Source organism: Atopobium sp. (assembly GCF_034113385.1).
Classification (GTDB): Bacteria; Actinomycetota; Coriobacteriia; order Coriobacteriales; family Atopobiaceae; genus Atopobium.
In genome coordinates this window covers 1-16,486 of sequence record NZ_JAXEXL010000001.1, presented here as the reverse complement: position 1 = coordinate 16,486, position 16,486 = coordinate 1, and the positions used below count along the sequence as shown (strand labels likewise).

Annotated in this window: 13 protein-coding genes and 1 tRNA gene; 4 read left to right on the top strand and 10 right to left on the bottom strand. The window is 44.3% G+C overall.

Annotated elements, in window-relative coordinates:
* Nucleotides 1-25 precede the first annotated feature (25 nt).
* Nucleotides 26-1,138 carry a threonine aldolase family protein gene (locus tag SPD80_RS00070; RefSeq protein WP_320605553.1) on the top strand — a complete coding sequence of 371 codons (1,113 nt, stop codon included), beginning with the start codon at nt 26-28 and terminating at the stop codon, nt 1,136-1,138.
* 16 nt (nt 1,139-1,154) lie between these two features.
* Here the strand turns inward: SPD80_RS00070 and SPD80_RS00065 are convergent, their stop codons facing one another.
* The 3 genes from SPD80_RS00065 to SPD80_RS00055 form a co-directional block, all read right to left on the bottom strand.
* Nucleotides 1,155-1,937 carry a ZIP family metal transporter gene (locus SPD80_RS00065; RefSeq protein ID WP_320827862.1) on the bottom strand — a complete coding sequence of 261 codons (783 nt, stop codon included), beginning with the start codon at nt 1,935-1,937 and terminating at the stop codon, nt 1,155-1,157.
* Between the two features lie 129 nt (nt 1,938-2,066).
* A complete protein-coding gene (locus tag SPD80_RS00060) occupies nt 2,067-4,337 on the bottom strand; it encodes an HAD-IC family P-type ATPase (RefSeq protein WP_320827861.1) in 2,271 nt (756 codons plus the stop codon).
* A gap of 152 nt (nt 4,338-4,489) precedes the next feature.
* A complete protein-coding gene (locus tag SPD80_RS00055; RefSeq protein ID WP_320827860.1) occupies nt 4,490-5,587 on the bottom strand; it encodes a glycerol dehydrogenase in 1,098 nt (365 codons plus the stop codon).
* Nucleotides 5,588-5,881: 294 nt separating this feature from the next.
* Between SPD80_RS00055 and SPD80_RS00050 the strand changes: the two genes are divergently transcribed.
* Both SPD80_RS00050 and SPD80_RS00045 read left to right on the top strand, forming a co-directional pair.
* Nucleotides 5,882-6,859: a hypothetical protein gene (locus tag SPD80_RS00050; RefSeq protein ID WP_320827859.1), complete on the top strand. Its 978-nt coding sequence runs from the start codon at nt 5,882-5,884 to the stop codon at nt 6,857-6,859.
* A 204-nt stretch (nt 6,860-7,063) separates the two neighbouring features.
* On the top strand, nt 7,064-8,188 hold the full coding sequence (locus tag SPD80_RS00045) for an LPXTG cell wall anchor domain-containing protein (RefSeq protein WP_320827857.1): 1,125 nt from the start codon (nt 7,064-7,066) through the stop codon (nt 8,186-8,188).
* Nucleotides 8,189-8,286: 98 nt separating this feature from the next.
* Here the strand turns inward: SPD80_RS00045 and SPD80_RS00040 are convergent, their stop codons facing one another.
* The 4 genes from SPD80_RS00040 to SPD80_RS00025 all read right to left on the bottom strand — a co-directional run bounded on the left by SPD80_RS00040 (nt 8,287) and on the right by SPD80_RS00025 (nt 13,355).
* Complete coding sequence (locus SPD80_RS00040; RefSeq protein WP_320827855.1) at nt 8,287-9,147, bottom strand: hypothetical protein; 861 nt, start codon at nt 9,145-9,147, stop codon at nt 8,287-8,289.
* Nucleotides 9,148-9,445: 298 nt separating this feature from the next.
* On the bottom strand, nt 9,446-10,111 hold the full coding sequence (locus SPD80_RS00035; protein WP_320605284.1) for a transaldolase family protein: 666 nt from the start codon (nt 10,109-10,111) through the stop codon (nt 9,446-9,448).
* A 96-nt stretch (nt 10,112-10,207) separates the two neighbouring features.
* Nucleotides 10,208-11,071 (bottom strand): radical SAM protein, encoded by an 864-nt coding sequence (locus tag SPD80_RS00030; protein ID WP_320827854.1) that lies wholly within the window; start codon nt 11,069-11,071, stop codon nt 10,208-10,210.
* Nucleotides 11,061-13,355, bottom strand: coding sequence for a formate C-acetyltransferase/glycerol dehydratase family glycyl radical enzyme (locus SPD80_RS00025; RefSeq protein WP_320827853.1), 2,295 nt, complete (start codon nt 13,353-13,355; stop codon nt 11,061-11,063). The genes SPD80_RS00030 and SPD80_RS00025 overlap by 11 nt, the downstream gene beginning before the upstream one ends.
* Nucleotides 13,356-13,577: 222 nt before the next feature.
* Between SPD80_RS00025 and SPD80_RS00020 the strand changes: the two genes are divergently transcribed.
* Nucleotides 13,578-14,333: a DeoR/GlpR family DNA-binding transcription regulator gene (locus SPD80_RS00020; RefSeq protein ID WP_320827851.1), complete on the top strand. Its 756-nt coding sequence runs from the start codon at nt 13,578-13,580 to the stop codon at nt 14,331-14,333.
* Nucleotides 14,334-14,456: 123 nt separating this feature from the next.
* On the opposite strand, the gene SPD80_RS00015 is transcribed toward SPD80_RS00020, so the two are convergent.
* The 3 genes from SPD80_RS00015 to SPD80_RS00005 form a co-directional block, all read right to left on the bottom strand.
* Entirely contained in the window at nt 14,457-14,765 is a 309-nt protein-coding gene (locus SPD80_RS00015; protein WP_320827850.1) for a PTS fructose transporter subunit IIB, read from the bottom strand.
* 70 nt (nt 14,766-14,835) lie between these two features.
* Nucleotides 14,836-15,930, bottom strand: coding sequence for a PTS fructose transporter subunit IIC (locus SPD80_RS00010; RefSeq protein ID WP_320827849.1), 1,095 nt, complete (start codon nt 15,928-15,930; stop codon nt 14,836-14,838).
* 376 nt (nt 15,931-16,306) lie between these two features.
* Nucleotides 16,307-16,381, bottom strand: a tRNA-Val gene (locus SPD80_RS00005).
* Nucleotides 16,382-16,486: the final 105 nt, after the last annotated feature.

Genomic DNA, 16,486 nt, shown 5'->3' with positions numbered 1-16,486 from the left:
ACAAGACACAAAGGACAGCGCCAACATGACAGACACACACGCCAAACAAGCCAATGAGCTTTTGCACTTCTCGTCAGATTACATGGAGGGAGCGCACCCCACCATACTCAATGCTCTTGTACGCACAAACATGGAATCTACCTCTGGTTATGGCACAGACCCCTATTGTGCACATGCCGCCCGTGCAATTTTGGATGCTTGTGCCTGTCCCCATGGTGAAGTTCGCTTTTTGCTGGGTGGTACACAGACCAATACCCTTGTTATTGATGCACTGTTAGCTCCTTGGCAAGGCGTTATAAGCGCAGCTACGGGCCATGTAAATGTGCACGAAGCTGGCTCCATTGAAGCCGGTGGTCACAAGGTCATATCCCTTGAACACAACAGGGGCAAGATTTCCGCTGCAGCTATTAAGAAAACCATCGAAGCTTGGGAGCAGGATGACAACCGTGAACATATGGTTCAACCTGCTTTGGTATACCTTTCTCAACCAACCGAATATGGCACTTTGTATAGTAAAGCCGAACTGGAATCAATTGCAGATATATGCACGTCTCACAAGGTAAAGCTCTTTGTAGACGGTGCTCGTTTAGCTTACGCATTGGCCGCACCTCAAAATGATGTGAGCTTGGCAGACTTAGCACGCTTGACAGATGTGTTCTACATTGGTGGCACTAAGTGTGGCCTGCTCTTTGGTGAGGCGGTTGTATTTACTAAAAAGAATATGGTGCCGGGGCTGACGCCACTTATAAAACAACATGGTGGTCTGTTGGCAAAGGGGCGTTTGCTTGGAGTTCAATTTGGAGAGCTCTTTACCCATAATCTGTATGAACAAATAGGTAAAACTGCACTTATCTGTGCTGCACGCATTAAAGAACGCTTGATACAAAAGGGATTTGATCTGTATATAGATTCCCCCACCAATCAAGTATTCTTTATTGCAACAGATGCGCAACTGGCGTGGCTCAAGCATCGGGTAGCCTATGGCTTTATGGAGCGCTTGGATGCTCGCCGCAGCGTTGTGCGCTTTGCGACGTGTTGGTCTACCACGCAAGAAGACACGGACAAACTCCTTGATGTTATCGATCAAATGGCAGAACTGGAAGAGCTGGAAGAGCTAGAACTGTCAGATACGAAGTAAGGTTTAGGCAAGCGCACTAACCCAATGCCACATCTAGCATCATCATAAGGGCAAAGCCAAGCATAAAAATAACTGTAGCCAGATTTGAGTGCTTACCAGCGCTCATTTCTGGAATGAGCTCCTCTACCACTACATACATCATGGCTCCTGCAGCAAAGCCAAGCAAATACGGCAAGACAGGAACAATGAGATGAGCTGCCACAATAGTTACTGCAGCAGCAAGAGGCTCTACAATGCCAGAGAGCATGCCCATACCAAACGCTTTTGGTTTAGACTGACCAGCAGCACGTAAAGGCATAGAAATAATGGCTCCCTCGGGAAAGTTTTGAATCGCAATACCAAGTGCCAAAGAAAACGCCCCTGCCAAAGAAATGGTTGCGCTACCACTCACCCATCCTGCATACACAACACCAACAGCCATGCCTTCAGGAATATTGTGCAGTGTTACGGCAAGCACCATAGTAGTCGTGCGCTTAAGATTGGTTTTAGGGCCCTCTGGTTCATTCTCGCCAATATGTAAGTGAGGAATCACGGTATCCAGCAACAACAAAAACGCAGCACCGCACAAAAATCCTAGTGTAGCAGGGACAAAGGCAAACAAACCCATGTCGTTGCTTTGCTCAATTGCAGGTGCAAGTAGACTAAAAAATGAGGCGGCAACCATTACACCTGCAGCAAAACCTTCAAGTGCATGCGTAACAGAATCGCGTAACTGGTTGCGCATACAAAAGACCATAGCTGCGCCAAGCGTAGTGCCGGCAAATGGGATAAGCAACCCAGATACGACATCAATATTCATAAAGCTGTTTTCCATCCTATGTAAACAACGACCACTTGTTTTCTCTCCAAAAAACAAGCAGCCGTATACGTGCTGTATCTTTGTGTGCGTAAGCTCTTACAAGCTTACGATAGGTGCATACATAAACTCCTATTGTAAAAACTTACAATGCTTGTGTGCAAAAGCGCCAAACCAATTCAAACACAGCATTGCAATTACCTCAACCCCAGCAATCACACTAGTAAGGATTGTCGCATCCCATGATATAGCCGTAATTGCAAAGAGATCTGACAAAAAGATTGCCGTTCCAATAAAGCCTGCAACACAGCCTACAAAGATAAACGTATGCCATGCGTTAAAGGGTCGGCTCAATTCAAACAGCACCATAAAGCCTGCAACAGACAGCAAAAACGTACTTCCTACTCCTACGTCCGTCTGAGAAACACCTACCCACGGAGCAAGGGCAACAAGGGCTGCAATCGCACAAAAAGAGGTAAGCGCTGCAGGGATGGCGCGCGCAAGTGCCTCATAAATAAACCTACCATGCTGCTTTTTATTGTTTTGTTCCATCGCCAGCAAAAAGGCAGGTACGCCAATATTAAACATCGATACAAGCGACACTTGCGAAGGCTTAAGCGGATACACCCAAGCAAATAAAATAGCGCAGGTGGCCAACAGCATAGAGAAGATATTCTTATACAAAAACAGTGTTGCGGAGCGCAAAAGATTGTTAATGTCTCGTCTACCCTCAGAAATGATTTGCTTCATGTGGCTAAAGTCATCATCTAAAATAACCACTTGAGCCGCTTGACGAGCAGCATCACTACCAGTGCCCATAGCAATTGAGCAGTCCGCTTCCTTCATAGCAAGAATATCGTTGACGCCATCGCCCGTCATAGCTACCCGTAAGCCCTGAGCCTTAAGTGCTTCTACAATCTGCTTTTTTTGCTCTGGCTTAACGCGACCAAACACCGTGTACTTTGATACGGCGTCTACAAAGTCCTCGTCTGCTAAATCAGAAGCGTTAACATATTGATCTGCATGCGGTATTTCTACCTGACAAGCAATCTTAGAAACCGTCTGCGGATTATCACCAGAAATGACCATAACGCGAACTTCTTGCTGGCCAAACCAAGCAAACGTCTCGGTAACATTGGGACGCAAACCGTTTATCAAACTCACAAACAAAAGTGGCTCATATGCTGCCTCTTCTTGAGCCTGAGCAAATACCAACACACGTTGACCAAGAGCTGCACGCTGAGCTATGGCAGCCTCACAAGCAGCATAAGTCTGAGCATCCAACACAAACTCAGGCGCACCAAAGCGCAACACGCTCCTATCTGTGAGATCAACCTGCGAGTATTTGTTTTTTGACGAGAAGGGCATCACCGTGCTGGCATCAAGAGCCGCTGCTTGAGGTAGCCAAGCACGAACGGCTTCCATAGTTGCATTGGCATCAGGAACCGTAGCCACATAACGAGCAAGCAAATCACTAGCAGGAACATTCTTCTCTTTAACAGTAGTACCAGCTTGGTCAAACAGCTCAACTACCTGCATATTGTTATCAGTAATAGTGCCGGTTTTATCTACACACAAAACATCAATGCGTGCAAGCGTCTCTGTACTGCGCATGTCATGAAGCAGTACTTTGTTTTGTGCCAAACGCAGAGCAGAAAGCGCCAAGGCAACGGTAACCAGCAAGTACAGACCCTCAGGAATCATGCCAATAATGGCGCCAACCATGGATTCAACTGATGCTTTAAACAGGTAGCCGTTAACAAAGAATGCTTGATAAAAAAGAAGGCAACCAATAGGGATAATAACAATGCCTGCAATACGAACAATCAGGTTAATATCATGAATCATCTCGGAGGGTTTCTCGCGAACCTCCTTGGCCTTTGCCTGCAAGCGTGCCGCATAGCAGTCCTCGCCTACATGAGTAAGAAGTGCTGTACAGCTGCCAGAGACAACAAAACTGCCAGACAGTAATTGCGCCTGTGCCGTTTTCTCAATCTCATCCGCCTCGCCCGTAAGCAAAGATTCATTAGCGGCAATAAGTCCATCAATCACCGTTGCATCTGCAGGAATCTGCTGGCCTGCTTCCAAGGTAATAATGTCTCCCGCTAAAAGCTCCTCACTTGCAAGAGACAGCTGCTTGCCATCGCGTGTGACGCAATAGGTAGAGCGCGACAAGAGCGACAGTTTGTTAAGCACACTACGCGCACGCAGCTGCTGCACAATACCAATAAGTGAGTTTGCAATTACGACGGGAAGAAAGGTCAAACTACGATAACTACCTGCAATAATGAGAAGTACAGCAATGACTGCAAAAATCGCATTAAAGTAGGTAAAGACGTTGTTTATAACAATATCTTTTGCCGTAAGTTCTGACTTGTTCTTTTGCTTGTTCTGTTTTTTCATGCAGTCAATTAAACGGTAGTCAAAGTTTAAGCGCAAGAGTTATCGTTTAGATACAACAAAAGCCCTAGAAGCATACATAAGATATGCATACCTCTAGGGCTTATCGTAAGACGCGCATATGCCTACTACCAGATGCACACGCTCAAGAAAAGCTAGTTGATGCCTAAAGCTTTCTTGCCCATTGCATCAGTTGCAACAATAGCAGCGTAAAGCTCATCTGGAGTTACATCACCAGCAAGATTGTGGATAGTCTCACCAGGAACACAAGCCGCCTCTGCAATCTTTTGGATTTGATCAGAAGTAGTTATACCAAGCTCTTCAAGCGTTACGGGAAGACCAACCTCAAGGCAGTAGCTTTGAACATCTAAGAACTCATCTTGATCTACACCCTCAAGTACAAGCTGTACTAACGTACCAAAGGCTACACAACAGCCATGAGGAGCACTGTGGCCACCCAAAGAAGTGAGGCCATTATAGAAAGAGTGAGCAGCAGCACAGTTTACGTTATCTGCACCAACACCAGACAGATAGACGCATGCCTCTACGATATTCTCGAGCGCAGGAGTTACTACGTTGTTCTCACAAGCAACAAGTGCCTGAGAGCTATAGTCACGCAGCGTCTCATAACAAAGCTCAGCTAGAGCCATACCTGCACGCGTAATGCCTGTACCCTCAAGGCTAGGAGACTCAGTGCGGATGGAAGCACGACCTTCAAAATAAGTACCCAGTGCATCGCCCATACCTGCTACCAAAAAGCGAACAGGAGCATCTGCAATAACTTGCGTATCTACGAGCACTGCAGCGGGATTTTCTGGATAAAAGAGATACTTATCAAAGCTACCATCATCGTTATAGATAACAGATAAGCCCGTGCAAGGAGCATCTGTTGCAGCGACAGTTGGAATAATAACAACCTTTTTACCTGCGTAGTATGCGGTTGCCTTGGCAGTATCTACCGCAGAACCACCACCGATTGCCACCACTGCATCGATGTTGTCCTCTTCTACTATTGCCTGCATTTTTGCAATTTCACCCTTGCTGGAAATGCCACCAAAAATCTCATAGCGACGATAGCTATCAGAATTACCAAAACTCTGCTCAATCTGATCATGGCAAGCCTTATAGCCACTGTTGGAGCATATAAACAAAAAGCGAGTCCCCATATAACCCATCTCTTCCTCAAAGTGAAGAAGCGCATGTTTTCCTTGGACATACTTGAGGGGCTCACGCATTGCACGCAATAGTTTCATACAAACCTCTATTCAGTATTTGTTTGCTCCTTGATGGCAAACAAAATTAGCATGTATAGCTTAGTACAAATCATGTATATAACATGCATACTTTTGCTAAAAGTTTGAATATTATTTAAAAGTTAGCCTAGGTTTATACAATAATGTGTAGGTGATAGTAATAAGGAATCGCATTGTTTTAATCAATTTTCCACTCACGTCTTTATTTACAACAATACACAGAAATATACATTGAATGCCGTATCAGCATGCTATCCTTCAGCTGCACGATTACATTAATAAATGGAGGATTACGTGAACCAAAATAATAAAATTAGACAAATGTCTGAAGAGCTTGAGTACGAAAATTCAATTGACGATACTGGACTCTCAAGACTCCCTAAATCCACTGAGAAAAATAACCTTAAATATGTGCGCTATATAATAATGTTGATACTTCCTATAGCAATGATATTCTCTGTAGTGCAATCAGATACTTTTTCTAACCCTAAATCCTATATTAATGAATTCAGAAAATTTGATAAAAAAGCTGAAACTACTGAACTACTCATTGCAACTTCTACGGGCACGGGAGCACTCATCTCCTTAATTCCTAACGATACAGGAAAACCCGTTGCAGAAAAGCTAATTGATTTAGGCGAAAAATTTTGCATTATTCTTGGAGCAATTTATTTAGAAAAGTATTTGATTACGATTTTCAGTCTAGTTGGTTTTAAATATATTCTTCCTAGTGCAGGATTCCTCCTTTTCTTATACCTATGGAATCCTAATCAAAAATGGGCTGCAATGCTTTTTACTACCGCACTTAAACTAGCACTTTTTGGAATAGTGGTAATAAATATTATTCCAATAAGCCTTCGTGTCTCCGATATGATTGAAGCAACTTATCAAACAAGTATTGATGCCGCAACTACTGTCAATCAAGATATGAATGCGCAAGTAAAAAATACTAAAAACAAAGAGACTGCAGTTTCAGACGATCCTATAGAAAATGCAAAGAATTTCTTTATTTCAATCCCAGACCATGTAGCCGATGTAGGACAACAAATTACAGAAGGGACTAAAAATCTATTAGATCAAGCAAGAACCTGCATCAACCGACTATTAGAAGCATTTGTAATTATGCTAATTATCAATTGTGTACTTCCCATCTTGGTTATAGTAGCTTTTATAGGAATACTGAAAATTCTTTTTGGTACTGTTATTACTATTGATAACTTCAATTCAATTCAAAGAAGTAGTTTTTTTAGGAATAAAATCAAAAAAAATTAAGAAAACTCTCCACGCTGACTTCCAATCAAATTAAGTACTTACAGTGAATAACCAAAATACAACAGTCGAGACGGCATATCGCCGTCTCTTTTTATAAAACTACCAAGAAAATAGTTACTCATGGATAACTTTATAGGCATAATATGTTACCGTTAACTAACTAATGTAGTATCTCGGTAAAAGGTCTAGGTAAGAGGAGATGTCATGTCAGAAAAGAAGGCCTTGAAGATTGCAACATCAGGTGCATTAACCGTGCTCCTTGCAGCAGGATCTGTTACCCCTGCACTCGCAAATACCCCCACTACTCCAACTGGCTCTCCTGCAGTAACAACTCCTATTGCAGCTCCAACTGATGCCAAAAAGTACGAGGGTTATGCCGTATCTGTTGGGGTCTTTGATAAAGACAATCAACCTATGGCAGCACCTCAAGTACTTCCCTTTGACAAACTGCAGGTGCAGGTACCAAACCTTCCAGATGGTGAGGACTATACCGTTAAAATCCTCAGCATTATGGATGATAAAGGCAATGATGTAACCGCTCAATTTACTCATAAGGTAACGTTTACAGAGGAAGTTGTTCCTGGTAAAAGCCGTAATGTCTATGTAAAAAGCTCAAAGGGTGTTCAAGTAGGTCAGCAAAAAATTGCCCTGGGCTACGAATCTCAGGGTAAAACTTATGTATTAGGCGTTAACGGGTCTAATAAGCTTGTTGGCACCTTGGCAACCGTAGACCAAAACCAAGAGATTGCAACGGTAGATGCCAATAATCTTTGGGACATCAAGCAGGACACCACGGGAAGAGACATCAATATTGGTATTTCTGGCAAAGATTTATTTATGCACATGGGTTATAGCGGAGTATCTATGCTTCCGCTCGATATCTGGCGTAACCCGGGTTTTACCTATGAAAATGGTAAGCTACGCGGCAATAGCACCTATAGGCAATTTATAAATGCTAACGCCGAGAATATCACTGCTGATTATAATAACGGCGTTCAAATAAGTGTATGGGAGCCAACAACGCTTAAAGACCCAGACACCAAAACGCTCCACATCCAGGCACAGGTTACCCCCATCCCCAACAAACCTGTTACTCCCGTAGGTCCTAACAAACCCAATACTTCTCAGGACAACAAGGACAATAAGACTACGCAGAACACCACAAAGTCCCCTAAGAAGGCCGCCCAGCCTAAGACAGGCGCTAAAAAGCAGGCGCTTCCCAAGACGGGTGATTCCAACTCTACTGCACTTCCCCTTGCAGCCGGTGCTGCAGCAGTCGTAGCTGGAGCTGTTTTAGCTGGAAAGTCTCGTATTAAAGACCTATTCTAATAAGACATAACAAACACTGCCACAGGACGCAGTAGTATCGAATCACAAAAAGGAGCGGTGAACACAGCGTTTCACCGCTCCTTATTTTTCCAATATGTTTAATCGTTATGATAGTCGTACCAAAAATACTCAGCATCTTCTCGGTCTGTAAATTCACCACTATCTACCATATCATCCGCAAAATCATCTACATTGTCATACCCCTCAAACAAAGAGGCTGGGTCAGCATCATACGCAAAGGAAGGGTATCGTATTTTGCATTCTTCTCGATAATAATCATGCATGATAGCCGATGGATTAAAGCGAATACCATCAATAACTTTTTGCACTGAACCTTGGTGAGACTCCCAAACTGTTGTGGGATGGGCATTTGTGTGTATGGTCATATCAAAAATAAAGCCAGTGCCATTAGCGGCATGACCCACCAAAAACATTCGCAATTCACAGGAGCTAACCTCAAGGGAAGTAACGGTTTTACCCTTTGTTTGAGTAAAGAACTGTGAATACGTAACGCCGTCTTTTTCCCAGTTTTTAATGAGAGAAAACGTTGTAGGCTTATAATATGCCTCATTTTTTGTATATCTTTGAACAGCATTTGTAGCGTCTGCTGTCTCATCCTGGGTACATGTTGCAATACACATCGTAATCTTATTGACCTGTGTAAATACTTCGGGACTATCTGACTGAGTTTCTAGATACGCATAATATCCGGCATCTTCAGATACCTGCCAGCTTTTATCGATAGATAAAGACACGCCACCATAGGTATAGGATGTATCAAGAGTACAGGGAAACTCATCGGGATGCTCAGAAGATGGTAAAGAGCGGGCATTGCGAGCTGTATCAGACGGTTTAGAATAGTGATGCGTTCTGTTGAATTCCTCTATGGATGCATTCGCTTGATATTCAGAGGTAGTAAGCGTTGTTGGTATCGTATTTTTAGATGCCCTGTCATGCATTATAAAAAACCCAATATATACTGCGACAAGGGTTAAAAACATCGCGGCAGGCTTGTTATTAAGCAGCCATTTTTTAATAGCGTTATACAACATATGCCCCACTCATACGCATACTCATCCAAAAGCATTACCAGGCAGGTAAAACGATTCTCTATGGCAGCTTTCCGCCTATCATGCGTTAAGAATACGTACAGTTTAACACTAAGCCAAGGTAAAAATAAAAACGGGCTGAGACAACTCCCAGCCCGCCAAAGATATACCTATAGGTACCTTGAGCGTCTTACGTATGCCTTAAACTTTACATAAAGGTATCGCGACCAAATGCCTCATGCCATGCAACAGAAAACTCATCCACAGCAATCTGAGTACCAGGGTGATCAATCATAGACCAAGCCACTGCAGGAGGAATGGTAACAGCCTGAATACCAGCAGCAATTAACTCATGAACCTGGTGGGGGTTCTTAAAGGAAGCAGCAATAACCTTGGTGTCCATATTGTTAATAGACAGCATCTCCAACAAGTCCATAACCTGGCCAATGCCATCACCATAGCTCTCCATACGGTTAACGTAAGGAGCCAAGTAATCTGCACCATTCATGGCAGCCATAAATGCAGCGTCGGCATTGTAGATAGCAGTAGCCAAAACGCCCATACCCTCTGCTTTAGCAGCCTTAATAGCACGCAAACCCGTATGGGTTACAGGGATTTTTACATACATGTTCTTGGGGCGAAGAGAGCAGATTTTGCGAGCATCTGCCATCATACCCTCAAAATCAGTGGCAACCGTCTGCATAAAGAAGGACTGGTCGTCCGAAAGCACATTGAGCATTTCATCCGCAACTTGCTCGGGAGTTTTGCCACTCTTAGTAATAATAGTTGGATTAGTTGTTACGCCCGAGACAGTAAGAACCTCAGAGACTTCCTTAACGGCTTGTGCATCGGCTGTATCGAGTACCAGTTCCATTCCCACTCCATTCGTTTACTGACTAAACATGCAAACTTGAACTTATATACGTAAGTATACTCGCTTATTTACGTAAGTATACCTGCATCACTGAGGTTATTCACCATCAATCACAACAGATAAGCCCGCCTTCTCTAAAATTGCTACAATTTTTGCAATTTGCTCATCGCTGGGCGGCTTCAAATCATGCAAGGTATAAGGACGCCCCACATAACTGTATTTATTTTCCCCCAACTGGTGAAACGGAAGTACGTCAGCCCGCACAATTCCCAACTCACACAGTTTTGCTGCATGAGCACGTACGTTATCCAATCCATCCGTAAAACCAGGCACAATTGGCATACGCGCTATTACGCTTGCCCCTATCGATAGTATTGTTCGTATATTTGCATCGCGCACATCAGGGTCAAGACCCAGAAGTTTTTTACTGGTATCACGATTAGCAATTTTGAAATCAACTAAAAAGCTATCTACCACTTCTACAAGCGCTTTTGCATCACGTAAAGGCAACGCAAGCGTAGTTTCCAAAGCGGTATGCAAGCCTTGTGCTTTTGCCGCCGCAAAAAACGCTTGCACAAATGGCTCACGCGCAAGCGCTTCTCCCCCAGAAAGTGTCACTCCACCGCCACTCTCTTCAAAAAAGATACGGTCGCGCAATACCTCTTCGAGCAGGTCATTCACATCACGTTTGGTACCCATAATTTCTTTAGCACGTGTGGGACACAACTCGGCCGGCGTAGTGCATAAAGCACCATTGGGACGCGGTGAGCAATGAATGCACAAGTTTTCTTTGAGGGATAACTCAGGCTCAAAAGAAAGGTTTTCTGGATTACAACACCAAGGACAGGTAAACGGACATCCCTTCAGAAAGGCAACGGTACGAATACCACCACCATCATGAAGAGAATACCGCTGTACATTGGTAACTATTGCCGATGAAGCGGATAGTTTAGAGGACATGCTCGGTCCTGCTAATAATGTCATCCTGAACAGCCTTAGATAACTCAACGAACATGGCAGAATACCCAGCTACGCGGACAATCAAGTCCTTATGGTTCTCTGGGTGGGCTTGAGCATCAAGCAGCGTTGCCTTATCTACCACATTAAACTGTACATGCTGAATTCCCAAACGAGAAAATGCCTTAAGAAACGCTTCAAGTTTAGTAAGTCCACCTTCACCTGCTAGTGTAGCTGGCGAGAACTTTACATTAAGCAAGCTACCATTGGAATCCAAAATATTCTTGAGCTTAGATACGCTCTTAAGACTTGCTGTAGGGCCGTTGGTGTCACGACCAGCCATGGGGCTCAAACCACCGTCTGCCAACTGTTCTTTTGCAAAACGACCATCAGGAGTTGCGCCGCACTTCTCGCCAAGAGGAATATGCGCAGATACCGTATAGCTACCAGGCTGGAAGTAACCACCACGTGGATTAGCATACTTCTCTACTTCATGGCCATAGTGCTCCAAGAAATGACGACCAAGGGCATCTACTTCATCAATATCATTACCATACTTGGGATAGGCGTTAATCAAACGCTGGCGCCATACTTCATCGCCCTCGCCTGCCCAATTGCGCTCAAGCATGCCCAGAAGATCTGGCCAAGACAACGCTTTCTCTTCAAACACGGCATGCTTGATTGCAATGAGTGAATCAGCCAAGTTTGCCGTTCCTACACCCTGCACACCCGAAGGATTATATCGCGCTCCACCTGCAGTAATATCCGCACCATTGTCCATAGAGTCTGCTACCAGCACACTCAGCAACGGAGTAGGACTTGTTTGACGATGAGCCAAATCACATACGTTGCAACCTTCTGTCATAAGGCCTACATAGGTATCGATGACGGCATCCACCGCATCAAGAAGCTCTTGGAACGTGTCATATCCTTTGGGACGAGCTTGCATAGCAATCTCTAGGCAGCGCACCATATTAAACATAGAAATGTCATGCAGGCCATACATACGGCCTGGGATGGACAACTCAACACAACCGACAACAGCATAGTCACGCGCATCCTCAAGACTAATGCCACGATTTACAAATGCAGGAATATTTACTTCATCGTTAAAGCACTGAGGAATGCCATCACCCAAACGAATAACTTCACCAGCCTTGTGATACAACGACTCAGGTGTACCAGAAAACACGCGCAAGGATAGATTGGGCTGAGGTAAGCGCGTATCTTTCTGAATGTCTAACAGCAGTTCAGACAGCTCATTAGAAGCATCATTACCTGCTGCATCAACACCGCCTACCACCAAGTTAAAGCCTGAGGGAAAGCCTGCAAATGATTTGGCGCTGTCCGTAGAGCGCACAAACACAATGGTATTGGTCTTAAGATAGAAGCACTGTATGAGCTCACGAATCTCCTGGGCACTCACACCAGCTGCAACGGTTGCTTGATAGTAGGGCCACAAATACTGATCCATACGACCCAAAGAAATGGAACTTGCGTTAGATTCATGCTCCAACACTAACTCCACCAACCATACCAGCTGCAAAGCATCACGCAAATCGCGTGCGGGGTTGGTAGCAACATGCGCCAGCACGTCCGCCATATCCAACAGCTCTTGTGCGCGCTTCTCATCTGCCATGGTTGCCATAGTGCGACACACCTGCTCATAGCGCTTTATGTACGCAGTTGTGGCATCCAAACACACTACTGCCGCAGCATAAAACTCATTGCTTGGGTCTTGCGCAGCACGCTGGTGTGCATCGGCTGCAAGCGCACCAAAACCGCAAGAAAGCACCGCAGGAATATCGGCAATGATATGACCTTGGCCCTTATCAGTTTGAGCTACCGAGAAAATCTTGGTCTTTTGAGCATCTGCCGCTTGTGCAGACAGCTGTGCTTTATACCAATCATTAAGCGATTGACCGCTCCAATAAGTAAACAGTTCGTCCTTAAACGTACGTTTATCTTCCTCGCTCATCTCAAACGTGTCTTGAGGACGCGTGGGAAACTTATCCAGCTCGTCCAAAATCCAATAGGGAGACATCTCTGGAGACAGCACGCCAGCACGCGGTGTACGTGTGCGATTGCCCACAAGCAAATCATGCTCATCGATGACAATCTCATGCTGCTCAAGAATATGACGCAGGGCTAGAGCGCGACGCATAATAACAGATTGCCCCTCCGTCTGCTTCCAGCTCTGGGTATATAAAAGTGCACGCTCAAGATCAATTTGGCGAGGTTTTGCAAAAAGCGAATCTTTAATTGCTTGTGTTCGAGCACTTAACATGCTTGTCTCCCCACACGATAGTACATACGAATTATGTGATGTCTTCAGTTTATATTGTTATGTATTGATTTGCAATTAGTTTTTATTGCTAATTATTGTTTTATCCCAATTAGATACAGATTTACGCCACTAAGCGATATTTTTGCACATATCTGGCTATCTATTAAAAAGTATTGTTTAGTATTGGTGTATCAAAAACAATCCAATTTTAGAGGAGAATCTATGTTCCTCAAAGAGCGACAAAATGCTATTGCCACTATGGTAAAAACTGACGGCCGCGTGACCGTAGCAGACCTTGCCAAGCAATTTAATGTAACGGTTGACTGTATCCGCAAAGATTTACGTCAGCTGGAATCACAGGGAACCCTTAAGCGGGTATACGGTGGCGCTATTAGCATTACCGAGACACCTGAGCGCACGGTTTACAAGCGCTTGAGCACCAATGCTGCCGAGAAACAGCTTGTAGCTGCCAAAGCATACGATCTTATCGCCCCTGGAGATATTATCTTTTTGGATATCTCTACTACCAATTTAGAGCTTGCGCGCCTGCTTGCCGCAGGTCAAAAGCGCTGTGTGGTTGTTTCTAACATGATGGATAGTCTCCAGGTGATGGCAGAAAATCCCGCACTTACTGTTATGTGCCCTGGCGGCAACGTAAGCCTTGACCTTAATGGTTTTGTCGGCTCCCTGACCATTGCCAACCTCAAACCCATTACCTTTGATAAGTCCTTTATTGGTGCCATTGGCATTGATTTGATTACCGGTGCGGTAAGCACCTTTGAAATGGACGACGGCATGGTAAAACACACGGTTTTAGAAAATACAGACCAGGTATATCTGATGGCTGACTCTCATAAGTTTGATTCACGCGGCAATTACAACTTTGCTACGCTCAGTGAATTTGAGGGCCTTATCACCGAGGCCGTATCTCCCAAGCAAAAGAAGGCGCTAGATAAGTTTGATATTGAGCTTATCTAAGTTCTCTTAGATTTTTATCATACATAGCAACAACGCCCTCAAATAGTTTGAGGGCGTTGTTTTTCTTACCATTAAAAATGATGGATAGACTATTCAAGCAGGTGCATATACCTACGCAGCTACTTAGCCGAGCTCTTTTTGAACCTTAGCCACGATTGCCTCAGCAGATTTAATTACCTGACCAGCAGTTAGCTTAATCTTAGGAAGCTTCTCAAAACGCTCTGCACCCTTAATAGGCATATCAGTTGTAAGAACAACAGCGGTTGCTTCTGCAATGTCTGCATCAGTCAAAGCATCTTCGATACCAATAGAGCCCTGAGTTTCTACACTGCAATCTATACCAGCCTTGGCACAAGCCTTCTTCAGGGCCTCAGCTGCCATATAGGTATGTGCAACACCAGAGGGACAAGCAGTAACAGCAATGATTTTCATGAATAAAACCTTCTTTGTTGTATGTGATCACTACACAAAATAAAGCATATACAAAACGTGTGTAAGAACCTTAGAACTCAATCTGAATATCTAGGTCATCTGCTTCTACAGAGCTAGTCTCTTCCTCTACATAATCCTTCTTAAAGAAGAAAATTAGTGCCAGATACAATGCAATACCAGCAGCCAAAGAAATCAGATAGGTAGCAATCGAAGTAACAGGAAGAACAACCAGGCCACCCCATGCAGCATTGCAGTACGTACCCAAAGCACCAGCTACGCCGCCTGCAAAGGCACAGGAGATTATATTGATGGGAATCATACGACCAGGATCGGTAGTGGTGTAAGAAATTGCACCCTCAGTAATGCCACAAGCACCCATAACAATAGCGCCAATACCAGCGTCACGCTCCTCTTGGGAGAACTTGCTCTTAAAGATGAAGGAAGCAAGGCCAACAGCAATGGGAGGTACGCAAATTGCCAAAGCAATAGGACCAAAGAATGCACAGTTATTGCCAGCCATAACCTCAGTACCTACTACAGCTGCACCGGTAGAATAGGCAACCTTGTTTACAGGGCCACCGAGGTCAAAGCCAATCATAGCACCGCAGATAATACCTACGATAATAGCGCTGGCACCACTCATAGAGGTAAGCCACTTGGTAAGAGTCTCCAGCAGCCAAGCGCAGGGTGCACCAACAACGCAAATCATGATGGTACCAACTACCAGTGAGGTAACAAGAGGAATAATCATGATGGACTTAAGAGACTGCATAGACTTAGGCAGCTGCACCTTCTTAAGTTGCTCAGCCAAAAGACCGCAAAGAATACCAGAGATAATACCGCCGATAAAACCAGAACCAACGGTTACGGCAAGCTGACCGCAAATAAGACCAGGAGCAATACCTGGACGATCAGCAAAAGAAGCGGCGATGTAAGCAGACAAAACAGGGACCATAAGACCAAGGCCCGTACCACCAATTTTGCTGAGTACATCAATAACAATGTTGCTTGCTTGTACGGAACCCTCAGTGGTTACCGAATTAAGAGATAGCATCGTTGCGATTGCAAACAGAATACCGCCGGTTACAACGACGGGAATCATATGCGAAACGCCGTTCATAAGATGCTGCTGAAGCTTTTGAGCTCCAGAAGTTGACTTGCCCATTTACATCCCCCTTTAAACACATTTACTATTTATTGCTCTTGTTTTTTATTACTGTGTCCTCAATATATGAAGATAATTTGTTGTTGTCAACACAATTTTTGCTAAAAGGCACATTATTTTGTTTAAAAGTTAGCACATTGAGCAATATTGGGACAAAACCCGATGGTTGTGCAATTGTTCTTGGCTCTGCATGCAACGCCGTAAAGGCGTTGCATAAAGGCGTTATTTTGGCAGATGCTCTAAGCGCTTCAAAAAACAATTCTTACTTGTGCTGCACAACAAACCTAGATTGCATCACAACTTGATAGCTCGTTGATAACTAGTTGCAGATAACAAAAAGGTCAGGCGGCAATATACCGTCTGACCTGCTCATGTATGGTGGGCGATACAAGATTTGAACTTGTGGCCTCTTCCGTGTCAGGGAAGCGCTCTCCCCCTGAGCCAAACGCCCGTTTCTATCGTGAACAGCAAGGTTACTTTATCTCATTCAGGAGTTTGTGTCAACCCCCTTTTTTTTAAAGAACCTTGCGAACTTTTTTTCGGTGGAGGCGACGCC